The following is a 25712-nucleotide window of genomic DNA, read 5'->3' as shown; positions in this document are numbered from 1 at the left end:
ATTTGAGCAACACAGTTTGTATGCGAATTACTGATTTGTAAGATAAATATGACGAACGAATGGTTTGTGGTCGAAAAATGCGATCTGATCGGCGATTTTTGCCGTGGGTCACAGTATAATCCCGTGCGGATGATAAGTTGTTTTACGACACTATTTATAAAATTTAACAAGAGGATGATGGGTTCATGGGTATTCTGATGAGCTTGGTAGGGGTGGCAACCCTAATCGCGATCGCCGTCGCGTTTTCCACAAACCGCAAGGCGATCAATCTGCGCACCGTTGGTGGTGCGTTGGCTATCCAGGCCGCTCTGGGTGCGTTCGTTCTGTATGTTCCTTTCGGTAAGGACGTACTGGGCGCTATCTCCAGCGGTGTTTCCAGCGTAATTAGCTACGCCAACGACGGGATCGGCTTCCTGTTCGGTGACCTGGCCAAGTTCAAGGTTGGCTTTATCTTTGCCATCAACGTACTGCCAATCATCGTGTTCTTCTCCTCCCTAATTGCGGTGCTGTACTACCTGGGCATCATGCAGTGGATCATTCGCATCCTGGGTGGTGCGCTGCAGAAGGCCCTGGGCACCTCCCGTCCCGAGTCCATGTCTGCCACCGCCAACATCTTCGTGGGCCAGACTGAAGCGCCTCTGGTGGTACGTCCCTTTATCGCCACCATGACCCAGTCTGAGCTGTTTGCCATCATGACCGGTGGTCTGGCTTCCGTGGCCGGTTCCGTACTGGCTGGTTACGCCGGCCTGGGTGTGAAGCTGGAGTACTTGATTGCGGCCTCCTTCATGGCGGCCCCTGGTGGTCTGCTGATGGCCAAGCTGATTGTGCCTGAGACCGAAGACGCCAAGCAGGATATGGATGAGATCGGTGAAGCCGAAGACAAGCCTGCCAACGTACTGGATGCCGCCGCGGCTGGGGCCTCTTCCGGTATGCAGCTGGCTCTGAACGTAGGCGCCATGCTGCTGGCCTTCATCGGCCTGATCGCCATGATCAACGGCATCATCGGTGGTGTGGCTGGCTGGTTCGGCTTCGAAGGCGTGACCCTGGAGCTGCTGCTGGGCTACCTGTTCTCGCCGCTGGCCTTCATGATTGGTGTGCCATGGGAAGAAGCCCTGGTTGCCGGTTCCTTCATCGGTCAGAAGATCGTAGTTAACGAGTTCGTTGCCTACATTAACCTGGCTCCCTACCTGAGCGGTGAAGCCCTGGTGAACGGCGTCGCCATGAGTGATCGTACTCAGGCTATCCTCTCCTTCGCTCTGTGTGGATTTGCGAACCTGTCCTCCATTGCTATCCTTCTGGGTGGTCTGGGTGCCATGGCTCCTAACCGTCGTCACGACCTGGCTCGCTTTGGTCTGCGTGCGGTACTGGCTGGCTCTCTGTCCAACCTGATGAGTGCGACTCTGGCCGGTCTGTTCCTGGCCCTGTAATCGCACCGCACAACCTTGTGCAAAGGGAGGCCGGACCTAGTGTCCGGCCTTTTTTGTTTGTGCGCAGTAATGGTTCTGACGATATCTGATTACCATCTGAGCTGTAGGTAAGTGCAAATCCAGGGTGCGTTATGCGCCCCGCCAGCAGGCATCATCGGATCCATTGCGTCGCCATACCCAAATGGAAAGGATGAGATGATGAAATCTGCCACCCCAATTGCAATGACCGCCGCACTCCTGGTTGCCTCCCCGGCCATGGCCGAGCAGTACTACGGCTTCATGGATCTCTCCATCAACTACCTGGACTGGACCGATAAGGCCGAAGATCGCACCAACCCTGACAAAGGCGGCAGGGGAGGAGCGAAGGAGGACTTCTTTTACATCGAGCTGGAGGGGGGCGCCGGCTTCGACTGGGGTGACGTCTACGGTTTTGTGGACCTCGAGAACCCCACCAACTCCAACGATGGCCAGTTCTCCGACGAGGCCTTTGCCACCGACGGTTTCCGTATCGCCGCCAAGGGAACCTTTGCCTATAACCTGGGCAGCAGCAACTGGAACCTTTACGGGCACATCTACAGTTTCACCGAGTCCTCCAGCGGCTTCTTCGACCAGAACGTGGTGATAGGGATCAGCTATGACCTGTTTACCGACTTTGGCCTCTGGTTCAAACCTTTCCTCGGAGGGCACTATGAGCAGCAGAGCTTTGCCGGATCCGGTTGGAACGGCGGCATGGCAGGCTGGGTTCTGGGGTATGATTTCAATATTGGCCAGCAGAAGTTCTCCATCACCAATTGGCACGAAACCGAGTTTGCCCGGGATGACCAGTTCCGCGGCAACGGCACCCAGTACCGTCTCAACTCCGTCGGCTGGAACGGTGCCCTGGCCATCTGGTGGCAGCTGCCTAATAACCTGACTGCGGGATTCCAGTACCGCTATGCCGATCATAAGCTGGGAACCGCCGCCTATCATGATGCCCTGATCTACAGTCTCAGATACAACTTCTGATCCCGTCTGGCCGCCCGTTCCGGCGGCCGCTGTTCTCAAAAGGTGGCCGTTTTTTAATTGTTACACCGGGTTCAATTCTTCGCCTTTTGCTCTTGTCAATGGCTGCGGTTTGTGGTGGGTAGTTCGCTGCTGTAATTCTTTAATCAGAATTGTTGGCCTGTAACTCTGGTCTGGCCAGGTGGTGGCGGGAGGCAGATCACTTTCGATCAGTTCTCGGTAGCGCTTGAGTCTGAAGCTGGCGGTCCGGCTGGTGGTGCCGGTGTGATCCAGGTCACTTGGTGGGAAAGGGCGTGAGCCTGATTTGGGGTGCTGAATCCTGGCCGTGCGCCGTGTGGCGATTCTTCACTGATGTGGAATATGCGCAAAAAACGGTCGCCCTTTGGTATTAAATTTTCAGCGACAGGAGGGCGGGTGAATCTCGCTCAGGTTTTGGCTGAATACTCTTCGTTTGTCGCGATTTTTCACAAAGATCGGTAGCTCTTTGCTTTTCGATCAAAAATGGGTTAACAAACCATCAACCAACGTGCCGTTGTGAAACATAATTACAAATGCAGAAATTATGTGACGTGACTGGTTCTGTTGCGCCAGTATGACAAAAAGTCTATCAAAACCGACCCAAAATGTAGGTCGGGTCACGCTTTTGCATATTTCTACTTTCTTTTTATTGGAAACGGGGAACGACCGATTGTTCCTGAGAGTGCGTTAGATAAAATGCGCCCTGTTCCAAGGATGTTGGAAAACCAATTTTAATAATCTGTATATATACAGGGGTTGATGATGAAAAAAATGTTGGCTGGTGCGGCTCTGACTGCCCTTTCACTGAACGCTTTCGCTGCTGACTACACTGACGGCGATATCCACAAGAACGACTACAAGTGGTCTCAGTTTAACCTGATGTACGCTTACAAGCAGCTGCCTCGTGCTGAGTCTCAGACTCATACTGGTCATGACTACATGGAGATGGAGTTCGGCGGTCGTTCCGGTATCTTCGATCTGTACGGCTACGTAGACGTATTCAACCTGACCAATGCTGGTCAGGACAGCAGCGCTTCTGACAAGATGTTCATGAAGTTTGCTCCCCGCATCTCCCTGGACGCCCTGACCGGTAAAGACCTGTCCTTCGGTCCGGTACAGGAAGTGTACTTCTCCACCCTGTTCAACTGGTCTGGTAACGGCGTTGTAAACGACGGTAACTTCGGTATCGGTGCCGATGTGATGGTTCCCTGGCTGGGCAAAACCGGCATGAATCTGATGGCGTCTTACGAGATCGGTGCTGAAGAGTGGGATGGTTTCCACTTCGCCATGAACTGGTTCAAGCCCTTCAAGTTCTTCGAAAACGGCTCCTTCCTGTCTTTCCAAGGCTACATCGATTATGAGTTTGGTATCGATGAGTCTTACCTCGACTTCAACGACGACGGCGTTATGGACGCTCAGCTGAAGACCTCCTCTGGTGGCGATATCTTCCTGGGTCTGTACTGGCACTCCGACCGCTACGCCGTTGGTTACGGCCTGAAAGGCTTCAAAGACGTATACGGCCTGAAAGACGGTGGTGCAGCTGGCGACACCACCGGCTGGTCTCACTACTTCGCAGTTACTTACAAGTTCTAAGTTAACCTGCTGAAAGATAAGCCCCGGCGCTCAGGCCCCGGGGCTTTGTTTTTCCCGCCTCTGGCCCGCTGTTAACGCCAACTAGGGTGTAACGAATCATGGCCAGTAATTTGTTAGTAATAATTCAACAAAATCGGCTCTGAGCGGTTGTAATCTGGCGTTTCTACTGCCATGATGACATTGTTTTCTGAGCGAAACGGAGTGTTCGCCTCGAAGCAGCATTGCCCTGTTTCGATAACTCTTCAAGGAACCAGTTCCGCGTCACGCATGTGAGCGTAGGTGACCTCCAGCCTCGAGCCCGTCCGGGTTCAGTGCCTGCCGTTAATAGGTTTTATTAATATTCGTGCCACGTGCGAGTGACCACTCTTTTTCTATACTAATTTTGGTTTAAATTAAGACTGGAGACTCACCATGAGTGATATCAAAGCGATTGCACAGCGCGCCATTCAATTGATGGACCTGACCACCCTGAATGACGACGATACCGATCAGAAGGTGATCGACCTGTGCCACAATGCCAAGACCGCTGCCGGCAACACCGCAGCCATCTGCATCTACCCTCGCTTTATTCCTATTGCCCGCAAGACCCTGCGTGAGATCGGTGCCGAGCAGGTACAGATCGCCACCGTCACCAACTTCCCCCACGGTAACGACGACATCGATATCGCCGTCGCCGAAACCAAGGCGGCAGTTGCCTATGGTGCTGACGAAGTTGACGTGGTCTTCCCCTACCGCGCCCTGATGGCCGGCAACGATCAGGTGGGTTTCGACCTGGTGAAAGCCTGTAAGCAAGCCTGTGGCGACGTGTTGCTGAAGGTGATCATCGAATCCGGCGAACTGAAGGACGAGGCGCTGATCCGCAAGGCCTCCGAGATCTCCATCGACGCCGGCGCCGATTTCATCAAGACCTCCACCGGTAAGGTGCCGGTGAATGCCACCCTGGAAGCGGCGCGCATCATGATGACCGTTATCTCCGAGAAAAATCCTGCCATCGGCTTCAAGCCCGCCGGCGGCGTACGCAACGCCGAACAGGCCGGTGAATACCTGGACCTGGCCGCGGAGCTGCTGGGCAAGGATTGGGTCTCCCCCCGTACCTTCCGTTTCGGTGCCTCCAGCCTGCTGAACAGCCTGCTGCACACTCTGGAACTGGCCGATGCTCCTGCTGAGAGCAAAGGTTACTAATCTACATCCAGATTGAAATTTGTGATCCGGATCGCCGGAACTGGCGCTGAGCTTGACTAGTATTGGCTTGATGCTAGTAAATTTACGACACAGCGGTTCCGAGTCCGGTTCAAAATCATAAGGCGCTGTGCCTGGCGAGGCGCAGCCCACATCGGAGGCATAGGATGTTTCTACCACAAGAGATTATCCGCAAGAAGCGTAACGGAGAGCCCCTGTCCGAGCAGGAGATCCGGTTCTTCGTCGAAGGCATCACCAACGGTAACGTCAGCGAGGGCCAGATTGCCGCGTTCGCCATGGCGATCTACTTCAACGACATGCCCATGGATGAGCGTATCGCCCTGACCAAGGCGATGCGAGATTCCGGCATGGTGTTGAACTGGGACGCCCATAACTTTGATGGTCCCGTAATCGACAAGCACTCCACCGGCGGTGTGGGTGACGTGGTTTCCCTGATGATGGGTCCGATGATCGCCGCCTGTGGCGGTTTTGTGCCGATGATCTCCGGCCGTGGCCTGGGCCACACCGGCGGCACCCTGGACAAGCTGGAAGCGATCCCCGGCTACAACATCACCCCCACCAACGAGGTGTTCGGCAAGGTGGTCAAGGAAGCGGGCGTGGCCATCATCGGCCAGACCGGTGACCTGGCGCCGGCGGATAAGCGTTTCTACGCCATCCGCGACGTGACCGCCACCGTCGAATCGATCGCCGCCATCACCGCATCCATTCTGTCCAAGAAGCTGGCTTGTGGTCTGGAAGCCCTGGTGATGGACGTCAAGGTAGGCAGCGGCGCCTTTATGCCCACCTACGAGGCGTCCAAGGATCTGGCTCAGAGCATCGTGGATGTGGCCAATGGCGCCGGCGTGCGCACCTCGGCGCTGCTGACCGACATGAACCAGACCCTGGCCTCCAGCGCCGGTAACGCCGTCGAGGTTCGCGAAGCGGTTCGCTACCTCACCGGTGAATACCGCAATCCCCGTCTGCATGAAGTGACCATGGCCCTCGCCGCCGAACTGCTGGTGCTGGGCAAGCTGGCGGCAGACACCGCCGAGGCGCGCACCAAGCTGCAGCATGCCCTGGACAGCGGAAAAGCCGCCGAGGTCTTCGCCAAGATGGTGGCCGGCCTGGGTGGCCCCGCCGACTTCATCGGTAAGATGGATATCTACATGCCCCAGGCGGAGATTATCCGTCCCGTATATGCTGAAGATAGCGGCATCGTCACCGCCATGGACACTCGTGCCATGGGCATGGCCGTGGTTGGTCTGGGCGGTGGTCGTCGTCTGCCCACCGATGGCATCGATTACGCCGTGGGTATGACCAACATCATCTCCCTGGGGGAAACGGTCGACAGCGCCACGCCCATCGCCATGGTCCACGCCCGCAATGAGGCGCAGTTCCTGGAAGCGGAGGCGGCGCTGCGTCAGGCCATCTCCCTGGGTGACGCCTATCAAGCCACTCCGGATGTGTACGAAACCATCCGCGGTCGCTAAGGAGTAATTGAATGAAACGCGTATTTATCCTGATGATGGATTCCTTCGGCATCGGCGCCGCGGGAGACGCAGACAAGTTCGGCGATGCCGGCTCCGACACCTTTGGCCACATCGCCAAGGAGTGCGCCGAGGGCCGCGCCGAAGTGGGCCGCAGTGGCGCCCTCAAGCTGCCCAACCTGACCCGGTTTGGCCTGGTGAAGGCGGCCCAGGAGAGCACTGGCAAGGTGCCAGCAGGGATGGATGCCGACACCGAGGTGACCGGCGCCTACGGTTACGCCTCCGAGATCTCCTCGGGCAAGGACACCCCCAGTGGTCACTGGGAGATGGCCGGCGTACCGGTTCTGTTTGAGTGGGGCTACTTCTCCGACAAGCAGAACAGTTTCCCCAAGGAACTGACCGACCGCATCCTCGAGCGTGCCGGCCTGGACGGCTTTTTGGGCAACTGTCACGCTTCGGGCACCGCCATCCTGGAGCAGTTGGGTGAAGAGCATATGCGCACCGGCCAGCCGATCTTCTACACCTCTGCCGACAGCGTGTTCCAGATCGCCTGTCATGAGGAGACCTTCGGCCTGGAGCGTCTGTATGAGCTGTGCAAGATCGCCCGTGATGAGCTGGAGCCTTACACCATCGGTCGGGTGATCGCCCGTCCCTTCGTCGGCAGCGGCGCCGCCGACTTTGCCCGTACCGGCAACCGGGCCGACTACGCCATCGAGCCACCGGCGCCCACCGTGCTGGACAAGCTGAAGGCAGCCGGCGGTGAGGTAGTGTCTGTGGGCAAGATCGCCGACATCTACGCCAACTGCGGCATCACCAAGAAGGTGAAAGGCACCGGCCTGGAAGCGTTGTGGGATCGTACCCTGGAGCAGGTGGATGAAGCGGGTGATAACACCATCGTGTTCACAAACTTCGTCGATTTTGATTCCTCCTATGGTCACCGCCGCGACGTAAACGGCTATGCTAATGCTCTGGAATACTTTGATAAGCGGCTGCCAGAGCTTCTCGAGAAGCTGGGCGACGGCGACGTCGTGCTGGTTACCGCCGATCACGGCTGTGATCCGACCTGGACAGGGACCGACCACACCCGTGAGTATGTTCCCGTACTGGCCTACGGCAAGCCGGTGGCCCCAGGTTCCCTGGGACACCGTGAGTCCTTTGCCGATATCGGCCAGTCCATTGCCAGCTACCTTGGGCTGGAAGCTATGGACTACGGCAAGTCCTTCCTGAATTAACTGATGAAATAGGGGTCAATAATAATGGCTACTCCACATATTAACGCACCTGCCGGCGCTTTCGCCGAAACCGTTCTGTTCCCTGGCGACCCTCTGCGTGCCAAGTACATCGCGGAGACCTTCCTGGAAGACGTAGAGCAGGTTACCGACGTACGTAACATGCTGGGCTTCACCGGTACCTACAAGGGCAAGAAAGTGTCCGTAATGGGTTCCGGCATGGGGATCCCCTCCTGCTCCATCTACGCCAAGGAGCTGATCACCGAGTACGGTGTGAAGAACATCATCCGCGTAGGCAGCTGTGGTGCGGTAAGCACCGACGTTAAGGTTCGTGATGTGATCATCGGCATGGGTGCCTGCACCGATTCCGGCGTAAACCGTACCCGTTTCAAGGGCTACGATTTCGCCGCCATCGCCGACTACGGCCTGCTGTCCAACGTGGTGAAGTCCGCCGAGGCGTCCAACATCGCGGTGAAGATCGGTAACATCTACTCCGCCGACCTGTTCTACACCCCCGATCCAGAGATGTTCGACATCATGGAGAAGATGAACGTTCTGGGTGTCGAGATGGAAGCGGCCGGCCTGTACGGTGTGGCTGCCGAGTATGGCGCCAACGCCCTGTGCGTGGTGACCGTGTCCGACCACATCCGTACCGGTGAAGCGACCACCTCTGAAGAGCGTCAGACCACCTTCAACGACATGATTGTGATGACCCTGAACTCCCTGCTGTAAGCCAGAGTTCCAGATGAAAAAGGCGGGCCCGAGGGCCCGCCTTTTGTGTGTCTGCGTCTAGGCGGTTTCGTCGCCGGGTTCGGCTTGCGCCGCCGTTGCCTCGGTGGTCGCCTGAGCCTTTTCCGCCTTGGCTGCCTTGAGTCGTGCCCGGCGCCGGGCGATATCCAGTTGGCGGGTGGAGAGGGCCAGGGTCAGCAGGGCACCGACCATGCCGGCCATCAGCATCAACAGCGGCTGCTGGCGGATCAGCTGGCGCTCCAGGCGGCGCTGCTCGATGAAGAACAGGTGGGTATTGGCGCGGATCCTGATGTAACCCAGGGAGTGATCGCCCAGGGTCACTTCGGCCACGAAGGGGTCGAACCGCTCCAGTGCGGCCTCGAGCACCGGCTCCTCCGGCAGCTGGGAGAGGGGAAACAGGCTCTGGGCCTGCAACAGCTTCTGGCCGTCGGCGCCGAACAGGGTGGCGGAGAGGATGCGGCTGTCCTGCACCAGGGCCTCCACCAGCCACTGCAACTGCTCCTCTCTCTGCTGTGCCAGGGCTGGCGCGGCGGCGATAGCGGCAAATCGGACGATCTGCTCCGCCTGGCCATCGGCCTTCTCATAGAGCAGGTCGCTGCGCTGCTGCGCCTGCTGCTGCCACATCAGCAGCAGGGTCGCCAGCAGCCCCACGGCGGCGATCACCTGAGCCAGCCTCAGGGCCACCCTGCCTAGGTTATGGTTGGTTGTCTCGCCGTTATGGGTCAAACCGTTGTCCTTGCAGCTTCCCTATCCTTCTGTGATCCTAGCGTCTCATCCGCATAAAGAACAGGCAACCTGTCGTTTTTCAAGGAGTAAACCATGAGCCTTCTGCCTCTCTCTGACCAGGAGACCCGGGTCATCCTCACCGACGCCGCCGCCGCCGGGCAACTGGCCGATGAGGCGCGTCGGCAGGGACTGGTGGTCTCCAGTGGCCTGCGGGGTGTTCACCACTGGGTGAGCTGGCAGGGGCAGGCGCCGCTGCCATTGCCATCGGGGGCCGAGTGTTTCCGCCTCAGGGCCGAGCGACCGCGGCTCGATCGGCCTGGGTTGCTGCTGATGGATATGGACTCTACCGCCATCGCCATCGAGTGCATCGACGAGATCGCCCGGGCCGGCGGGGTGTTTGACGAGGTCAGCCGGGTGACCGAGGCGGCCATGCGCGGTGAGCTGGGGTTCGAGGAGAGTCTGCGCCAGCGGGTGGCCAAGCTCGACGGCATTCCGGCGTCGGTGCTGGATGAGATCGCCGCCAGTCTGCCGCTGAACCCCGGGTTGGAGCCCTTGGTGCAGGGGTTGAAACAGGCCGGCTGGAAAGTGGCCCTGGCCTCCGGCGGCTTTAACCGCATCGCCTCGAAATTGGCGGCACAGCTGGAGCTGGATCACTTCCAGGCCAACGATCTCGAGGAGGCCGGAGGCCTGCTCACCGGCCGGGTCAGTGGCGAGATCGTCGGGGCCGAGGTCAAGGCCGCGATCCTGGCGCAGCTGGGCGAGCGGTACGGCATTCCACCGGACCAGTGGGTGGCCGCCGGGGATGGCGCCAACGACCTGCCGATGATGAGCCGGGCTGCCCTTGGGGTCGGGTTCCGGGCCAAGCCGGCGGTCGCCGCCGAGGCAGACGCCCACCTGGCCACCCTGGGGTTGGATGCCATCCTCGCCCTGTTGATCTAGATCACAAAAAGAGGTCTAATCAGTGCCTCCACGGAGTAGGAGGTAGGGAACCGATGACACACTCTCAGGGATCGGAGTTTATCGATTACCGCAGCGGTCAGCTGCATCTGCGGGTATTGACCCCGGCTCAGCCCCCCAAGGGCCGGGTGCTGATGGTGCACGGTGCCATGAGCAACGGTCGGGTGTTCTACAGCCGATCGGGCCGTGGCCTGGGCTGCTATCTGGCCGAGCAAGGCTATCAGGTCCATGTGCTGGACTGCTACGGCCATGGTCGCTCCTATCCCCCCCTGTCCCACCGAGAGGATCATGGCCAGTATGAGGTGATCCATGAACAGCTGCCCTTGGTGCAGCGACGGCTTCAGGATCGCCATGGCCAGCCGGTGCACTGGGTGGGCCACTCCTGGGGCGGGGTGCTGATGATCGCCACCCTGGCCCGCTATCCCGAGATGCTCAGCCAGATCCCGACTCTGACCCTGTTCGCCTCCAAGCGTACTGTGCGAAGCTGGAGTTCAGAGCGGCTGCTGAAGATCGAGCTGGCCTGGAAGCGACTGTTCCCCTGGCTGGGTCGCAAGCTGGGCTACCTGCCGCTGCAGCGCCTGCGGGTGGGGATGGACGACCAGTCGACCCGTTTTCTGATGGACTCCCTGCCGTGGATCTCCGATCGCTACTGGCTGGATGAGATGGATGGCTTCGATTACGGCGAGGCGGCGCGGGCGTTGGTGAAACAGGGGCGTTGGCCCGCCACCTGGTTCCTGGCGGGGGCCGGAGATCGGGCCCTGGGAAACCCCAGGGATGTGCGGGACCTGATGAGTGAGTGTGGCCTGGACGGCCAGGCCAGATACCAGGTGCTGGGGCGGCGCCATGGCTGGCGCCGGGATTACGACCACGCCGGCCTGCTCACCCACAGGGATGCGGAGCAGGAGCTGTTTCCCGATGTGCTCAGCTGGTTGCAGTCTCCCCGGTGGCTAGCCGATACTCCAGGAGGATCTCGGCGGTAACCTCTTTCAGCTCACCCACGACCACAATCTGCCACAGCATCTCCTCCAGCTCCTTGGCCCGGTGCAGGGCGTGGGTGCTGATCGCCGCCAGCTCCCCCTGGAGATAGTCCAGGTCCGGCTTCTGGGCCCGGTCCAGTTTGATGGTCACCGCCTTCAGGTGGCCTTTGGCCCCCAGCTCCATCAGTTTGCTGTGGACATCGTGGTCGTCGCCAATCTCAGACAGGGTCCAGGCCTTGCGCAGCTCCCGCTGTGGCGGCCAGTGCAGCAGCAGGGTGGCCTGCCAGCCCCGTAGACCCTCATCATGGCTTCGCGCCACCCCCTCCAGGTGCTGCTTCACCACAGGGTTGTCCAGTATCGCCTCCAGGCTGAGCCCATGGGGATCGGTCAGCGCCTGGAAGGTAGTGCTGGGCAGCAGGCTGCTGCCGGCCAGGTTGGCCTCGAAGTGGGCCTTGTGCTTGTGTACGAAGAAGGGCAGGGAGTAGAGCCGCTTCAGGATCAGGTTCTTCATCCCCTCCAACAACTGGCGGTGCTGCAGCTTGGAGCCGACCTGGGCGATCTTGCTGCGATTCTGGCTCAGCAGGTGGGAGAGGAACACCACGCCGGCGTGGGGATCGCCCTCGGCCGCCTTCAGGTGCAGGGTGCGCTTATCCTGCTGGCAGCGCACCAGCTCATAGGGCAGGCCCTTGAGCTTGAGTTTGCCCGCCATCGGCTGCAGCTCGGGAAACTCCACCTTGATCATCTCACCCGACGGCAGTTCCGCCGTCTCGCCGAGCATCAGCCTCAGGCCCCGGGGCGAGACGTCGACCGAGTGGGCCACCAGCTGACGCCGTCCCTGGTTGAGGACTACCCTGGTCTGCAGGGAGAAGCGGGGCTCACGGCGCAGCTCCTGGTGATCGCAGGCCAGAGGGCTGGGATCCAGCCCAGACACCCGCTTCTGGCCGAAGCGGCGCAGCTGGTTGATGTGGCACGGCGAGTCATAGCCGCTGAAACCGCTGGCGTTGCCGAGATCGGTGCTCTCCAGGTTGATCAGCAGGGAGAGGGCCCGCAGCTGCTGCTGCACCAGGGAGTCCGCCGCCCGGCCGTTGACCGGGGAGTGGCAGGCCCACTCCTTATCCTTGTCGCTGATGGCGTGCAGCTGGATACGGTGAAGTTTGAACCCCTGCTTGTGGCCGCCGTGTTTGAAGAAGCAGGCGGCCATCTCCAGCCGGTTCAGTTCCCACAGGGTGGCGGAGAAGAACAGCCGGTGCCCTTCGTGGAGATGGATGAAGCTGAACAGCAGCTGGTGGGCCACCTCCCTCGGGTGTTTCAGCACCCGTGCCAGCCTCTCTTCGGTGAGGGCGGCACCGATCTGGCTGTGGCCGCGCTCATCCATCCAGTAGTCCAGGTGCGCCTGGTTGGCCCTGGTCTGCAGCACCAGTGAGGGACGAAGCTTGCCCCCCTTGATGGACATGGCCAGGGGCAGCGAGTTCAGCTGGGGCAGGTATTGGCGCTCGTAGCCGCGGCTCTTGGCGGTGCGCAGCAGGTGGTTCAGTTCCGGCCGGGTCCGCAGCCGGCTGACGCTCAGGATCCGTTCGAAGGTCTGGTCGAGGCCGGAGTCGCTGTCGCTGCGTCTCAGCCTCAGGCTCTGGCTGTCACTGCCCGTCAGGGCTTCCACTAGCTTGTAGCTGACTCCATGCTTGAGCTCCGGGGCGACAAACTCCGAGGCCAGCTCGGTGTAGCTGACGAAGATCGGTAGGTCGGGGTTCAGCTGCCACTTGCGGTCGGTCTTGATCCGGGCACCCCGGATGGAGAGATCCTGGGTGCGGCCGGAGACCGGGGCACCGTCGGGCTGCCACAGGGTGATGGCCGAGGAGAAGGTGTGGCGGGTCTCGCGGCGGCGGATGTAGTGCCCCATGGGCAGCAGCTCCATGCGGAACGGCGCGGGGGCGCCCTCCGGCTCCTCCTCTGCCTGCTCCGGCTCCCCCTTGAGATAGCTCATCAACGATTCGTAGGCGCCCACAGTGTAGCGCCCCTCATACAGCTCCAACTGCTGCTCGAGAAACTGTCGGGCCTCTTCGGTCAGCCTGTGGGTCAGTCCGGTGATGGTGTATTCGCGGATCTCGCCGGTGCCGCTGAGGTCGATGCGCCGCTGGCACTCCTGGTTCAGTCGCCGCAGCTCCATGCGAATCAGGAACCGGTCCGAGTTGCTCAGATGGGTGGTGGCCTGATCCAGCAGGTTGTCAAAACTGCTGTCCTGCAACAAGGGGATCAGCTGGTTGATAAGGTCGTGGTGCTCTTCCATGGAAATGCTGTTCAATTTTTTATCCCCAAGAGTGTAACCCGTAGGGAGGTTGACGTATATAATCCCTGGCTCAAGTGAATGATTGGGGTCTCATTTTTGGGGCTCCTCCTAGGAGCGTGAGCGGAAGTCTATGGCCAAGTCGAAATCAGCCTATGTGTGTAACGATTGCGGAGCGGATCACCCCAGGTGGCAGGGGCAGTGCAACGCCTGCGGCGCCTGGAACACCCTGACCGAGATGCGCCTTGGGGCCTCGCCCAAGGGACGCAGCGATCGCTTCAGTGGCTACGCCGGCGACGCCAACAGCAGTGGTGTGCAGCTGCTTAACGAGATCGATCTTCAGGAGCTGCCCAGGTTCTCCAGCGGCTTCAGCGAGCTGGATCGGGTGCTCGGCGGTGGTATCGTCCCCGGTTCCGCCATCCTTATCGGAGGCAATCCCGGGGCCGGCAAGTCCACCCTGCTGCTGCAGACCATGTGTCGCCTGGCCCAGTCGATGAACACCCTCTATGTGACCGGTGAGGAGTCGCTGCAGCAGGTGGCGATGCGTGCCAACCGCCTGGGGCTGCCTGCGGACAAGCTGAAGATGCTGTCCGAGACTTCGGTGGAGCAGATCTGCCATATCGCCGAGCGGGAGAAACCCGCCATCATGGTGATCGACTCCATCCAGGTGATGCACATGGCCGATGTCCAGTCCGCCCCGGGCAGTGTCGCCCAGGTGCGCGAGAGCGCCGCCTACCTGACCCGTTTTGCCAAACAGAACAACGTGGCCATGTTGCTGGTGGGGCATGTCACCAAGGATGGCTCCCTGGCGGGGCCCAAGGTGCTGGAACACTGCATCGACTGCTCGGTGCTGCTCGATGGCGACGGTGACTCCCGCTTCCGCACCCTGCGCAGCCACAAGAACCGCTTCGGTGCGGTCAACGAGCTGGGGGTGTTTGCCATGACCGGCCAGGGGCTGAAGGAGGTGGCCAACCCCTCCGCCATCTTCCTCTCCCGGGGGGAGGAGCAGTCGCCGGGTTCGGTGGTGCTGGTGATCTGGGAGGGCACCCGGCCGCTGCTGGTGGAGCTGCAGGCTCTGGTGGATTACAGCCAGCTGGCTAACCCCAGGCGCATCGCCGTGGGGCTGGAGCAGAACCGGCTGGCGATGCTGCTGGCGGTGCTGCACCGTCACGGCGGACTGCAGATGTCGGATCAGGATGTGTTTGCCAACGTGGTTGGTGGGGTCAAGGTGACCGAGACCGGCGCCGATCTCAGCCTGCTGCTGGCCATGGTCTCCAGCTTCAAGGACCAGTCCCTGCCCAGGGATCTGGTGGTGTTCGGTGAGGTGGGGCTCTCCGGTGAGATCCGGCCGGTACCCAATGGGGGTGAGCGCCTCAATGAGGCGGCCAAGCACGGCTTTACCCGGGCCATTGTGCCCAAGGGCAATGTGCCCCGTCAGCCGGTCGAGGGAATGGAGGTGATTGGCGTCACCAAGCTGGTTCAGGCGCTGGAGGCGATCTAGGTCGTCGGCCGGCTCCGACCAGTCAGATCTCCTGCCACAGCTCCTCCAGCTCCTTGTCGATGCTGGTGGGGCTGTGCAGTTCGATCAGGCGTCGCAGGTGGATCAGGCTCTCCACCTCGATGTTGTGCCACACCAGCCCCAGGGAGAGCGGATTGACCCGCATCACCTCGGCGCGCATCTCGATGTTGGCCTGCTCCCCCAGCGGAATGTGCACCGTCAGGGTCTCCCCCGGAGACACCGTCAGGGCCTCGGGGCGGGCCAGCAGGATGCCGTGGAGGCTGAGGTCCAGAACCTTGGTGGCACAGCGGCGATCCCCCTGCCACAGCAGGGCTGGCCCCATGAACTGCACCCGGGTGAAATGTCTGCGCTCTTCCATCTGTTATCACTCCAAACCTGTTTAAATTCAGTATAGTGCCTAACATCAATCGCCGACAGTGACCCGGGTGGTGTTGTCAGGTCGGCTCGCCGTCATACTCCGCCAGCACCGCCCGGCCCAGGGTCAGCCGCTGCATCTCCTCGGAGCCGCCGGAGACCCGGTCCACCCTCAGGTCCCGCCAGAACCGGGCGATACGGTGCTCGCCGGTGATGGCGGAGCCGCCAAACACCTGCATTGCCTCATCCACCACCTCGAAGGCGGCCTTGGCACAGTAGAGTTTGCACATGGCGGCGTCGCCGGAGGTCATCAGGCCGTTGTCCGCCTTCCAGGCGGTTTGGTAGAGCATGTTCTTCATGTTGTTCAGGTTGATTGCCATCTGGGCAAACTTATCCTGGATCAACTGGGTACGGGAGATGGGCTGGCCAAACTGCACCCGGGAGTTGGCGTAGCGGGCGGCGTCCTCGAAGGCGCAGTAGGCGCTGCCGTAGTTGGTGCAGGCGATAAGGAATCGCTCCAGGTTGAACTCCTCCTTGACCCGCTCGAAGCCGTTGCCCTCGGTGCCGAACAGGTCGCTCTCCTCCAGCTCCACGTTGGTGAAGGTCACTTCGCAGCAGCTGTCCATCTTCAGCCCCAGCTTGGGCAGTTCGCTCACCTCGATCCCCGGCTTGGACATGTCGACGAAGAACTCGGAGAAGATCGGCACCACCGCATCGGCATCCCGGGCCATCACCACCAGGTAGGGGCAGCCGGACGCCGAGGTGATGTAGCACTTGCTGCCGTTGAGATAGATCTTGCCCTTCTTGCGCTTGTAGGTGGATTGCAGGCTGCGTACGTCGGAGCCGGCACCGGGCTCGGTGATGGCGGAGTTCCACATCTGTCGGCCCGTGCCCCGCAGGGCCAGGATCTTGTTGATCTGCTCCTTGCTGCCCTCCTTGAGCAGGGTGCCGTACCCCGCCAGCTGATAGAGCACGTAGGTGGGGGCCCCCAGGCGCCCCAGCTCCTCCCAGATCACCGTCAGGGTCAGCATGCCGGCGTCGAAACCGTCGTACTCCTCCGGCAACAGCAGGCTGTCGATGCCCATCTTGGCCAGCTCCTGGACGAAGCGCTCCGGATAGGTGCAGTCGGTGTCACACTGGGCGAAATAGCTCTCCCAGTCCTCGCGCTCCATCAGGGCGCGGACGCTGCGGACAAATTGTTCCTGCTCGTGGGTTAGTCGGTAGTTCATAGATCCTTCACTAAAAAATCGTCTCGTGCATCCGTTTCCGGGGGGGGTGGTTTTGCCCATCTTACCCAAGGGGCCGGGGAAAGGGTATGGCCCCGAGGGATAAGGGGGCGGACGGTTGAGCGTCCCCTCGTCCCGGCAAGCTTACCAGAGCCCAGGGGAGGAAACGTTGAGAGAGTTCATGGTTGAAGGGGGGAGGAGGGCGCCCGCAAACCGGGCGCCGCGGCGGCATCAGTCGATGCGCTTGTACTTGATGCGGTGAGGCTCCAGGGCGTCGGCACCGTGGGTCTTCTTCATCCAGTCACGGTATTCGCTGTAGTTGCCTTCGAAGAAGTTGACCTGGCCCTCGTCTCGGTAGTCCAGGATGTGGGTGGCGATGCGGTCCAGAAACCAGCGGTCGTGGGAGATCACCATGGCACAGCCGGGGAACTCCAGCAGGGCGTTCTCCAGGGCGCGCAGGGTTTCCACGTCCAGATCGTTGGTGGGCTCATCCAGCAGCAGCATGTTGCCGCCGGCCTGCAGCAGCTTGGCCAGGTGCAGGCGGCCACGCTCACCACCTGAGAGTTCACCTACCCGCTTCTGCTGGTCGGTGCCCTTGAAGTTGAAGCGGGACACATAGGCGCGGGAGGGGATCTCGAAGTTGCCGATCTTCAGGATATCCTGACCGTTGGAGACCTCCTGGAACACGGTCTTATTGTCGTCCATGTCGTCACGGAACTGATCGACGGACGCCAGCTTGACGGTGTCGCCCAGGTCGATGGTGCCGCTGTCTGGCTGCTCCTTGCCGCTGAGCATGCGGAACAGGGTGGACTTACCGGCACCGTTGGCGCCGATGATGCCGACGATGGCCCCCTTGGGGATGGAGAAGGAGAGGTCATTGATCAGTACCCGGCCGTCGTAGGACTTAGACAGGTTGCTCACCTCCAGCACCTTGTCGCCCAGGCGCTCGCCGGGCGGAATGAACAGCTCGTTGGTCTCGTTGCGGCGCTGGTAGTCGGTGCTGCTCAGCTCCTCGAAGCGGGCCATACGGGCCTTGCTCTTGGCTTGGCGGCCTTTGGGGTTCTGGCGAACCCACTCCAGCTCCTTCTGGATCGATTTCATCCGCGCCTTCTCCTGGGCAGCTTCCTGCTCCAGGCGGGCCTCCTTCTGCTCCAGCCAGGAGGAGTAGTTGCCCTCCCAGGGGATCCCCTCGCCGCGGTCCAGTTCCAGGATCCAGCCGGCGGCATTGTCCAGGAAGTAACGGTCGTGGGTAATGGCCACAACGGTACCAGGGTACTCTTCCAGGAAGCGCTCCAGCCAGGCCACGGACTCGGCATCAAGGTGGTTGGTGGGCTCATCCAGCAGCAGCATGTCCGGCTTCTCCAGCAGCAGGCGGGCCAGGGCAACACGGCGGCGCTCACCACCGGAGAGTACCTTCACCTTGGCGTCCCAGTCGGGCAGGCGCATGGCGTCGGCGGCACGCTCCAGGGCGTTGTCCAGGGCGTGTCCATCTTTGGCGGCGATGATCGCTTCCAGCTCACCCTGCTCCTTGGCCAGGGCGTCGAAGTCGGCGTTTTCATCGGCGTAGGCGGCGTACACCTCATCCAGTCGGGTCAGGGCGCCCTTGACGTCGGCGACCGCTTCCTCAACCACTTCACGGACCGTTTTGTCCATGTCCATCTGCGGCTCCTGGGGCAGATAGCCCACTTTGATGCCGGGCATGGGGCGGGCTTCACCTTCGAACTCGGTGTCGACGCCGGCCATGATGCGCAGCAGGGTGGACTTACCGGCACCGTTCAGACCCAGAACACCGATCTTGGCGCCGGGGAAGAAGGAGAGGGAGATGTCTTTCAGGATATGGCGCTTAGGTGGTACCACCTTGCCAACCCTGAGCATGGAGTAGATAAACTGTGCCATGAGGTTTCCTGTATCAATTCAAGCTTTGCCGGCCCGGGCCCGGGCCGTCTCATCATCGGCCCCAGGGCCGGAAAGGGGGGCCGGCAGTATTGGGATGGCGCCTATGATACTGGCTGGGCCGCGGGAATCCAGTCATACACGCCACAGAGAGGGGAAACCGGGGCTAAGGCCGCGAATGCGGCGTTGGCTCTCCTTGCCAACCACAGGCCCGCAACTCGCGGATAAAGGAGAGGATCCCCAGAGCGATTACCCCCAAAACCGGCAGGCCCGAGACGATGGTGGCGGTCTGCAGCACCTCCAGGGGACCGTCGAGCACCATGATCCCCAGAGGCAGCAGGCTGAGGACACAGGCCCAGAACAGCCGGTTCCAGCGGGCCGGCTCCTGCTCTGGGGTCAGCCGGGCGGTGGTGGTGGCCGACAGGGCATAGCTGACCGCGTCATAGGTGGTGGCCAGGAAGATGCAGCAGACAAAGGCAAACACCGCTTCGAACAGCTGATGAGCGGGCAGGTGCTTGGCCACCATCATGATCACCTCTCCCCCCTTGTACTGCTGCACCAGGCTGGCCACATCCAACTGGCCGGTCACCTGAAGGTGCAGGGTGAAGTTGCCGAAGATGATGTAGAAGGTGGCACAGCCGCAGGAGGCGGCCAGCAGGGTCACCAGTATGGTGGCCTTCACCGTGCGTCCCCGGGAGATCTTGGCGATGAACATCGACATAAAGGGGGCAAAGGAGGCCCACCAGGCCCAGTAAAACACTGTCCAGCCGGTGGTCACGCCGCTGTCGCCGATGGGGTCCATATTGGTGGACATGGCGATGAAGTTGGTCATTACCCGCCCCAGGGTGCTGATCCCCATCTCCAAGGTAAACACCGTCGGGCCGGCCAGCAGCACGAAGGCCAGCAGCAGGATGGAGAGCACCACGTTGATGTCCGACATGGTTCTTAATCCCCTCTTGATGCCGAAGAAGGCGCTGCAGCCAAACACCGAGGTGACAAAAAACAGCACGGCGATCTCCAGGCGGGTGTCGCTGGCGATCCCCAGCAGGTCGCTGACGGCGGCGGCGATCACCGGGGCACCCAGGCCCAGGGAGGTGGCGGCCCCACCGATCAGGCCAATCATAAACAGGATGTCGATGGTCTTGCCCGCCAGGCCATTGACCCTGTCGCCCAGGATGGGGCGGCAGCACTGGGAGATGTTCAGCACCGGGGTGCGCTTGACGTGAAAGTGGTAGGCGATGGGGACCGCTAGGGTGGCGTACATGGCCCAGGCGACGGGGCCCCAGTGGAACATGGCGTAGGCGGCGGCCCATTCGTTGGCGGCGGCGGTGACCGGTTGGGTGCCATTGATCCCCAGGTTGCAGAGGTGGGCCCAGTCCAGCATGCTGCCGTACATGATGCCGGAGCCGACACCGGCACACATCAGCATGGCCACCCAGCTGTAGTCCGAGTATTCAGGGGTGTCCCCCAGGGTGCGATCGCCGTAGCGGCCAAAGGCCAGCCACAGGCACCAGAGAAAGGCCGCGACACCGGCGAGGATGTAGAGCCAGCCCAGCTCCTCGGTGATAAATCGGAACAGCACGAAGATCTGCGCCTTGGCCGCGTCGGGGTGGAGCAGCATGGGCAGGGTGCCCAGCAGTACCAGCAAAAAGGTGCCGAAGAACTTCAGGCCATCGATATTGGCAAACAGCGTAAGCGGAGCCGTGGTGTTCAGCTCCAGCTCATGACTTGAGGTTGCGCTCACAGGAGTTTCATCCATTCATATTGGTCGACAGGGCCCCGCCGCTGGCGGGGCCACGGACAAAGGTCAGCCAAACTTGGCCGAGCTGGCTTCGGCCAGGGCCATGCCCCGGGTTTCCGGAGCCATGGCGACGGAGATCATCAGCCCCAGCAGGGAGATCAGGGCGCCCATCATCATGGTGGCGGAGATCCCGTAGTTGGCCATAAACAGGGGCAGGGCGTAGGTAGAGACGATGGTGCCGATGCGGCTGAAGGCCATCACCGCGCCGACGGCCGAGGCACGGATCTCGGTGGGAAACAGCTCATTGGGGTAGAGCCACTGCAGGATCCCGGGGCCACCGGAGAAGAAGGCGTACAGGCCGAAGGCGCTGACCACCAAGGCGATGCTCGGGTTGGGAATGACCCCAAGAACAGCCAGGGCCAGGGTCATGGCGGCAAAGCTGCCGATCAGCAGCGGGCGGCGGCCGATGGAGTTGAGCCAGTAGATGGCGGGGATGCAACCGGCGATAAAGAAGCCGCTGATGATGATGTTGCCCAGGGCCGCATCCTTGCCTTCGTGCAGGCCGAGCATGCCGATGATCTGCGGGCCAAAGGTGTAGATGGCGAACATGGGGATGATCTGGCAACTCCAGATGGTGCCGGTAAAGATCACCATCTTCAGGTTGCGCTTACGGAACAGGTCGCCATAGCTGGTTTTTTTGGGGGCTTCCTGCTCCAGGGTGACCCCCTTGCCGAAATAGGTCTCCATCACCTGACGGCACTCTTCGACCCGGCCTTTCTTCAGCAGCCAGCGGGGCGACTCGGGCAGGTGGAAGCGCCCCAGCAGGATCACCAGGCAGGGGATCACCCCGCTGCCCAGCATCCAGCGCCAGCCATCCTCCATATCGTACAGCAGGTATCCCACGGCGTTGGCGGCGGTGGCACCCACGTACCACATCAGGGCAATGAACCCCATGGTCAGCGCCCGCTGCTTGGTGGGGGAGAACTCCGCCACCATGGAGGTGGCGATGGGGTAATCGGCGCCGATCACCACCCCGATCAGGAAGCGCATGATCACCAGTTCCATGGGAGAGGAGACAAACATGGTGCCCACGGAAAGCAGGGCGATGGCGATGATGTCGATGAGGAACATCAGCCGGCGGCCGAACAGGTCGGCGATATAGCCAAACAGGGCGGTGCCGACAAACAGGCCCACCAGAGTGGAGGCGCCCACCAGGCCTACCCAGTTGGAGTCCAGTTGCATGCTGGGGATCAGTTGCTCCAGGGCGATACCGATGATCACCAGGACGTAGCCGTCCAGGAAGGGGCCACCGCTGCCCCAGAGCATGATCTTCTTATGCAGCGGAGAGAACTCCATATCATCGAAACTTGTTTCAGCTTTCATTATTAGCCTCTGTTTTTTCTGCATAGAAAGATCGCGCTGTTAAATATCCCTTAAGTTTTCTGTTTATTAATTCTTTCCGATGAGTGACCACTCTCTTCGGCTGGGCCGCTCCTTGCCCAAAATTGGCTGGCGAGTGTATCAGTTCTTGCCCCTGGCGTGTGTGCCATGGGTAACAGCGGCCGGCCCGATTGACTCTCTCTATGGCGTCGTTATTTTTACAGTCGTGAGTGTTTGAGTTTTGTGTTTTTAAATTCTCGTTGTATCAGCTGCTTGCGTCATTAGTTCTGGCTTGGCGGCTGGCGGACGCAAAATTGCAACGACAAAGAGGCAATACACTTATTGCCTCTTTTTATTTTCGCTAACCGTAGCGGTATTCGATGCCGAAGGTGCCTCTGGGGTATTCCCACTTCTCCAAAATGGTGTCGCCACAGAGGAACTTGCAGGTGCCGCACTCCAGGCATCCGGCGGAGTCAAACTTGACGCTGCCATCCTCCATCAGCTTGTAGAGCCCGGCAGGGCAGGCGTTCACCAGCTTTTTCACCTCGGCGGGGTCGGGGTTCTCCTTGAGGACGATGTGGGGATGGCCCTCATCCACATGGAACTTGTTGACCCCCAGCTTCACATCTACGTTGACGACGTTGCTCATAATGCGGTCACTCCTTTAATGCCATCCTTCAGCAGGTTGAGGTAACCCACCTCCTTGCAGTGCTTTATCAGCGTCTTGCGGATGGGCTGCGCCGGAGTGCCGTCGATGGTGAACATCTCCTGCATCAGGTCGGCAACCATCTTGGGGTACTGATTGAAGATGCGTGGGTTTTCCATGAAGGCCGGCAACTTCTGGTACAGCTTGAGATCCTTCATCACGAAGCTCTCCTCCAGCATCCGCTGGTAGCTGGCGAGGCCGGCGGCGGAGAAGTCGTTGCTGTCTCGTGCCGTCAATACGGCCCGGGCGGCCGCTTCCCCGGAGGCGATGGCCAGATCCATGCCGCGGACGGTGTAGCCGACGTTGAGGCACAGGCCGGCGGCATCACCGGTGATCAGCACGCCGTCGTCGGCCAGCTTGGGCACCATGTGCAGACCGGCTTCGGGGACCACGTGTCCCGAGTACTCGATCATCTTGCCGCCTTCGATCAGTGGCTTGATCGCCGGGTGGTTCTTGAAGTCTTCCAGCATCTGCGGCACGGTCTTGTCCGACTCGCCGATATGGTGCAGGCCGGCGACGATCCCCAGGGAGACGGTGCTTTTATTGGTGTAGAGGAATCCACCGCCCATCAGGCCGTTGGAGGGGGAACCGGCAAACAGCCAGGCCGCGCCCTCGTCACCGCTGAGGTTAAAGCGATCGCGGATCTGCTCCTCGGACAGTTCAATCAGCTCCTTGGCACCCACCGCCATGGCGCTGGCCTGAACCCTGGGCTGTACCATGCCCAGCTGTTCGCCGAGCACCGGGTTGACCCCTTCGGCCAGGATGACGCACTTGGCCAGCAACTCGTCGCCATCGGCGTCGACACCCACCACCTTGCCGTCGCGGGTGAGGATCTTATCCACGCGGATGCCGGTAATGAACTGGGCTCCGGCCTCCTCGGCCTTACCCGCCAGCCACTGGTCAAACTCGCCACGTAGCACGGTGTAGGACTCCTCCACCGGCTGCTGGGCCGTGCCGTTGTGGTAATCCAGGGTGACCGCACTCTCCTCGGTCATGAAGGAGACCTTCTCTTTGGTGACCCGCCGCTCGATGGGCGCCTCCTCGGCAAAGCCGGGAATCACCCGCTCCAGGCTGTGGCCATAGAGGCGACCGCCGGTCATGTTCTTGCTGCCCGGGTAGTTGCCCCGTTCAATCACCAGTACATCGGCGCCGCCCTGGGCCAGGACGTAGGCGGCAACGCTGCCCGCCAGGCCGGCTCCGACGATAATGGTGTCAAATGCTTCTTCTGACATAATCTCGATTCTCTGTCGCTGGATGCCGGGTCCCACCCCCTCCCTGGGGTGGGACCTACGGCGGGGATCTATCAGCCCTTGAGTGCTTCAACCAGGGCGGGAATCACCTTGGTGGTGTCGCCGATCAGGCCGTAATCGGCGTACTGGAAGATCGGCGCGTTCTTGTCCTTGTTGATGGCGATGATGGTCTGGGCGCCGTTGACGCCAACCATGTGCTGAATCTGACCGGAGATGCCCACCGCCAGGTAGAGGTCGGGCTTGAGCATCACTCCGGAGACGCCGATGTAGCGCTCGCGCTCCATCCACTTCTCGGTCTCGGCGATGGGGCGGCTGCAGCCCATCTCCGCACCCAGCAGGCCGGCCAGTGCTTCCGCCTGTTTCAGGTTCTCCAGGGAAGCGATGCCGCTGCCCACACCTACGACGCGCTTGGCCCTGGACAGGTCCACGCCCTCGCCCTCTTTGGCACGACGCTCGATGCACTTGATGGCGGCCTTGGGTTCCACGTAGGAAAGGGTCAGGGTTTCACCCTGGGCATCGCCTTCGCTGGCGGGCTCGAAGGTGCCGGAGGCCAGGGTGACCAGGGCGATATTGGAGCTCAGTTTCTCCTCGCCCAGGGCCAGGCCGCCATAGACCATGTGCTTGGCGATGATGGCATCGGCCTCACTGCGGATCTCACAGGCATCGTTGAACACCGCGGCGTCCAGACGGTTGCCCAGCTTGGCGGCCAGCGCCTTACCACGGCGGGTGGCGGCCATCAGCACCAGGCTGCGTTCGCCGGCCTCCTTGAGGATCTGCACCAGGGTGTCGGCGTAATCCTCGACGATGCGCTCTGCGGGTTTCTCGCCCAGGTGGTACACCTTGTGGGCGCCCAGAGCCAGGGCATGGTCGACCTGCTGCTGGTTACCCAGAACCAGGGCAGAAACCTGTTCGCCCAGCTCCTTGGCGCCGGTAATCAGCTCCGGCAGACGGGAAGCGTTGTCGCTGAAAACCCATACATTTTGCAGTTTGCTCATTCTTCTCTTCTCCGGAATCAGTTGGCGGCTTTACGCAGGTGGTCGGCAAATTCGGCGATCTCGTCGTCGCCATCGCCTTCGATGAGGATGCGCTTGCGCTCCTGTTGCTCGGGGGCCTTGATCGCCAGCATCTCTGCCAGGGCGGGCACCGGCTCCAGCTCCAGGTCAGCCAGACCCAGGACGGTGCTGGGCTTCTTGGCGGCACCGAGGATAGCCTTCATGGAGGGGATCTGGGGCTCGTTGATGTCGGCGGAAACGGCGATCACCGCCGGCAGGGGAATGGCCAGCACCTCCACTTCGTCATCCAGTTCGCGCTCCACGGTCAGTACACCGGCTTCGGCACCGACGATCTTGCTGACACCGTTGATGTTGGGCAGCTGCAGCTGCTCACCCAGAAGCAGTCCTACCTGCTGGGCGTAGAGGTCTCCGGAACCGTCGCCGCAGATGATCAGGTCGAAATCAGACTTGCGGGCCGCCGCGGCCAGCACCCGGGCGGTGTGATGGGGCAGGGCGCCGTCGAAGCTGTCATCGACGGCCAGGGTCAGGGCGTCGGGGCCGCGGGAGAGGATGTCCTTCTTCGCCTTGGGCGCTTCCAGGGACTTACCCCCCATGCTCAGTGCGGTGATGTGGCCGTCGCCCTGCTGAGCCTTAAGCTGTACCGCCGCTTCTACCGCGCTCAGGTCGAACTGGCTGATCTTCATAGAGGCTTTGCCGGTGTCGATGGCGCCGCCAGCTTGAACACTGATGTCCTGTTCTTCGGGAACCAGCTTGTAACACGCAAGAATTTTCATCGTCTCTCCAGTGTTGGTGTTGCGTTGCCGGAAAAGTGAAGCAGAGAAGGGGAACACTTCTTCACTTGCCTCCGGGCAAACTGTGGGGTTGATAACGGACAAACCATTTCCATGCTCAAAGTCACTCTGATAACAAATTTGATCTGCACAGCTGTTTAACTGCCGAGTTTAGGAATTGTTATCTCAGTTCATCTTCAAGAAAGTAATCTCTTCTCGGTAAAAAGATTCGCT

Annotated in this window: 21 protein-coding genes; 10 read left to right on the top strand and 11 right to left on the bottom strand. The window is 60.9% G+C overall.

The window, feature by feature from the left end:
• The first annotated feature begins 185 nt into the window (after positions 1-185).
• The 7 genes from FCL40_RS07990 to deoD all read left to right on the top strand — a co-directional run bounded on the left by FCL40_RS07990 (position 186) and on the right by deoD (position 8667).
• Positions 186-1427, top strand: coding sequence for a NupC/NupG family nucleoside CNT transporter (locus tag FCL40_RS07990; RefSeq protein WP_136852636.1), 1242 nt, complete (start codon positions 186-188; stop codon positions 1425-1427).
• 198 nt (positions 1428-1625) lie between these two features.
• Complete coding sequence (locus tag FCL40_RS07985; protein ID WP_136853004.1) at positions 1626-2432, top strand: outer membrane protein OmpK; 807 nt, start codon at positions 1626-1628, stop codon at positions 2430-2432.
• Between the two features lie 774 nt (positions 2433-3206).
• A complete protein-coding gene (locus FCL40_RS07980; protein ID WP_136852635.1) occupies positions 3207-4040 on the top strand; it encodes a nucleoside-specific channel-forming Tsx family protein in 834 nt (277 codons plus the stop codon).
• Positions 4041-4451: 411 nt separating this feature from the next.
• The gene (gene deoC, locus FCL40_RS07975; protein ID WP_136852634.1) at positions 4452-5222 is read left to right on the top strand and encodes a deoxyribose-phosphate aldolase; all 771 of its coding nucleotides are present in this window, start codon (positions 4452-4454) and stop codon (positions 5220-5222) included.
• Between the two features lie 164 nt (positions 5223-5386).
• Positions 5387-6709 carry a thymidine phosphorylase gene (gene deoA, locus FCL40_RS07970; protein ID WP_136852633.1) on the top strand — a complete coding sequence of 441 codons (1323 nt, stop codon included), beginning with the start codon at positions 5387-5389 and terminating at the stop codon, positions 6707-6709.
• A gap of 11 nt (positions 6710-6720) precedes the next feature.
• Entirely contained in the window at positions 6721-7938 is a 1218-nt protein-coding gene (locus FCL40_RS07965; protein WP_136852632.1) for a phosphopentomutase, read from the top strand.
• 24 nt (positions 7939-7962) lie between these two features.
• Entirely contained in the window at positions 7963-8667 is a 705-nt protein-coding gene (gene deoD / locus FCL40_RS07960) for a purine-nucleoside phosphorylase (RefSeq protein ID WP_136852631.1), read from the top strand.
• A gap of 57 nt (positions 8668-8724) precedes the next feature.
• Here the strand turns inward: deoD and FCL40_RS07955 are convergent, their stop codons facing one another.
• A complete protein-coding gene (locus FCL40_RS07955) occupies positions 8725-9411 on the bottom strand; it encodes an AhpA/YtjB family protein (protein WP_136852630.1) in 687 nt (228 codons plus the stop codon).
• A gap of 93 nt (positions 9412-9504) precedes the next feature.
• Between FCL40_RS07955 and serB the strand changes: the two genes are divergently transcribed.
• Together serB and FCL40_RS07945 are read left to right on the top strand one after the other, a co-directional pair.
• Complete coding sequence (serB, locus tag FCL40_RS07950) at positions 9505-10350, top strand: phosphoserine phosphatase SerB (RefSeq protein ID WP_136852629.1); 846 nt, start codon at positions 9505-9507, stop codon at positions 10348-10350.
• Between the two features lie 53 nt (positions 10351-10403).
• Positions 10404-11348, top strand: a complete 945-nt coding sequence (locus FCL40_RS07945) for an alpha/beta fold hydrolase (protein WP_136852628.1) — start codon at positions 10404-10406, stop codon at positions 11346-11348.
• On the opposite strand, the gene FCL40_RS07940 is transcribed toward FCL40_RS07945, so the two are convergent.
• Complete coding sequence (locus tag FCL40_RS07940) at positions 11290-13644, bottom strand: PilZ domain-containing protein (RefSeq protein WP_136852627.1); 2355 nt, start codon at positions 13642-13644, stop codon at positions 11290-11292. The genes FCL40_RS07945 and FCL40_RS07940 overlap by 59 nt on opposite strands.
• Before the next feature lie 115 nt (positions 13645-13759).
• Between FCL40_RS07940 and radA the strand changes: the two genes are divergently transcribed.
• Entirely contained in the window at positions 13760-15127 is a 1368-nt protein-coding gene (gene radA, locus FCL40_RS07935; protein WP_136852626.1) for a DNA repair protein RadA, read from the top strand.
• Between the two features lie 22 nt (positions 15128-15149).
• Here the strand turns inward: radA and FCL40_RS07930 are convergent, their stop codons facing one another.
• From FCL40_RS07930 to fixA, 9 genes are all read right to left on the bottom strand, one after another.
• Positions 15150-15503 (bottom strand): PilZ domain-containing protein, encoded by a 354-nt coding sequence (locus FCL40_RS07930; protein WP_136852625.1) that lies wholly within the window; start codon positions 15501-15503, stop codon positions 15150-15152.
• A 76-nt stretch (positions 15504-15579) separates the two neighbouring features.
• On the bottom strand, positions 15580-16728 hold the full coding sequence (gene caiA / locus FCL40_RS07925) for a crotonobetainyl-CoA dehydrogenase (RefSeq protein WP_136852624.1): 1149 nt from the start codon (positions 16726-16728) through the stop codon (positions 15580-15582).
• Positions 16729-16956: 228 nt separating this feature from the next.
• Positions 16957-18621, bottom strand: a complete 1665-nt coding sequence (gene ettA, locus FCL40_RS07920; RefSeq protein WP_136852623.1) for an energy-dependent translational throttle protein EttA — start codon at positions 18619-18621, stop codon at positions 16957-16959.
• Between the two features lie 163 nt (positions 18622-18784).
• Positions 18785-20362 carry a BCCT family transporter gene (locus FCL40_RS07915; protein WP_169307044.1) on the bottom strand — a complete coding sequence of 526 codons (1578 nt, stop codon included), beginning with the start codon at positions 20360-20362 and terminating at the stop codon, positions 18785-18787.
• Positions 20363-20425: 63 nt separating this feature from the next.
• Entirely contained in the window at positions 20426-21742 is a 1317-nt protein-coding gene (locus tag FCL40_RS07910) for an MFS transporter (protein ID WP_136852621.1), read from the bottom strand.
• Positions 21743-22100: 358 nt separating this feature from the next.
• Positions 22101-22388 carry a 4Fe-4S dicluster domain-containing protein gene (locus FCL40_RS07905; RefSeq protein ID WP_136852620.1) on the bottom strand — a complete coding sequence of 96 codons (288 nt, stop codon included), beginning with the start codon at positions 22386-22388 and terminating at the stop codon, positions 22101-22103.
• A complete protein-coding gene (locus FCL40_RS07900; RefSeq protein WP_136852619.1) occupies positions 22385-23677 on the bottom strand; it encodes an FAD-dependent oxidoreductase in 1293 nt (430 codons plus the stop codon). Before FCL40_RS07900 ends, FCL40_RS07905 begins: the two co-directional genes overlap by 4 nt.
• A gap of 71 nt (positions 23678-23748) precedes the next feature.
• Positions 23749-24690 (bottom strand): FAD-binding protein, encoded by a 942-nt coding sequence (locus FCL40_RS07895; protein ID WP_136852618.1) that lies wholly within the window; start codon positions 24688-24690, stop codon positions 23749-23751.
• A gap of 17 nt (positions 24691-24707) precedes the next feature.
• Entirely contained in the window at positions 24708-25481 is a 774-nt protein-coding gene (gene fixA / locus FCL40_RS07890; protein WP_136852617.1) for a putative electron transfer flavoprotein FixA, read from the bottom strand.
• Positions 25482-25712: the final 231 nt, after the last annotated feature.

This window comes from Ferrimonas sediminicola, assembly GCF_005116715.1.
Taxonomy (GTDB): Bacteria; Pseudomonadota; Gammaproteobacteria; order Enterobacterales; family Shewanellaceae; genus Ferrimonas; species Ferrimonas sediminicola.
This window is presented reverse-complemented; position numbering and strand designations above follow the sequence as displayed.

Coding starts and splice junctions, on each gene's coding strand:
- deoA (WP_136852633.1), top strand. CDS start 5,387: ATGTTTCTACCACAAGAGATTATCCGCAAGAAGCGTAACGGAGAGCCC.
- FCL40_RS07895 (WP_136852618.1), bottom strand. CDS start 24,690: ATGAGCAAACTGCAAAATGTATGGGTTTTCAGCGACAACGCTTCCCGT.
- serB (WP_136852629.1), top strand. CDS start 9,505: ATGAGCCTTCTGCCTCTCTCTGACCAGGAGACCCGGGTCATCCTCACC.
- caiA (WP_136852624.1), bottom strand. CDS start 16,728: ATGAACTACCGACTAACCCACGAGCAGGAACAATTTGTCCGCAGCGTC.
- fixA (WP_136852617.1), bottom strand. CDS start 25,481: ATGAAAATTCTTGCGTGTTACAAGCTGGTTCCCGAAGAACAGGACATC.
- FCL40_RS07945 (WP_136852628.1), top strand. CDS start 10,404: ATGACACACTCTCAGGGATCGGAGTTTATCGATTACCGCAGCGGTCAG.
- deoC (WP_136852634.1), top strand. CDS start 4,452: ATGAGTGATATCAAAGCGATTGCACAGCGCGCCATTCAATTGATGGAC.
- FCL40_RS07990 (WP_136852636.1), top strand. CDS start 186: ATGGGTATTCTGATGAGCTTGGTAGGGGTGGCAACCCTAATCGCGATC.
- deoD (WP_136852631.1), top strand. CDS start 7,963: ATGGCTACTCCACATATTAACGCACCTGCCGGCGCTTTCGCCGAAACC.
- FCL40_RS07905 (WP_136852620.1), bottom strand. CDS start 22,388: ATGAGCAACGTCGTCAACGTAGATGTGAAGCTGGGGGTCAACAAGTTC.
- FCL40_RS07900 (WP_136852619.1), bottom strand. CDS start 23,677: ATGTCAGAAGAAGCATTTGACACCATTATCGTCGGAGCCGGCCTGGCG.
- FCL40_RS07980 (WP_136852635.1), top strand. CDS start 3,207: ATGATGAAAAAAATGTTGGCTGGTGCGGCTCTGACTGCCCTTTCACTG.
- FCL40_RS07910 (WP_136852621.1), bottom strand. CDS start 21,742: ATGAAAGCTGAAACAAGTTTCGATGATATGGAGTTCTCTCCGCTGCAT.
- ettA (WP_136852623.1), bottom strand. CDS start 18,621: ATGGCACAGTTTATCTACTCCATGCTCAGGGTTGGCAAGGTGGTACCA.
- FCL40_RS07965 (WP_136852632.1), top strand. CDS start 6,721: ATGAAACGCGTATTTATCCTGATGATGGATTCCTTCGGCATCGGCGCC.
- FCL40_RS07985 (WP_136853004.1), top strand. CDS start 1,626: ATGAAATCTGCCACCCCAATTGCAATGACCGCCGCACTCCTGGTTGCC.
- radA (WP_136852626.1), top strand. CDS start 13,760: ATGGCCAAGTCGAAATCAGCCTATGTGTGTAACGATTGCGGAGCGGAT.
- FCL40_RS07930 (WP_136852625.1), bottom strand. CDS start 15,503: ATGGAAGAGCGCAGACATTTCACCCGGGTGCAGTTCATGGGGCCAGCC.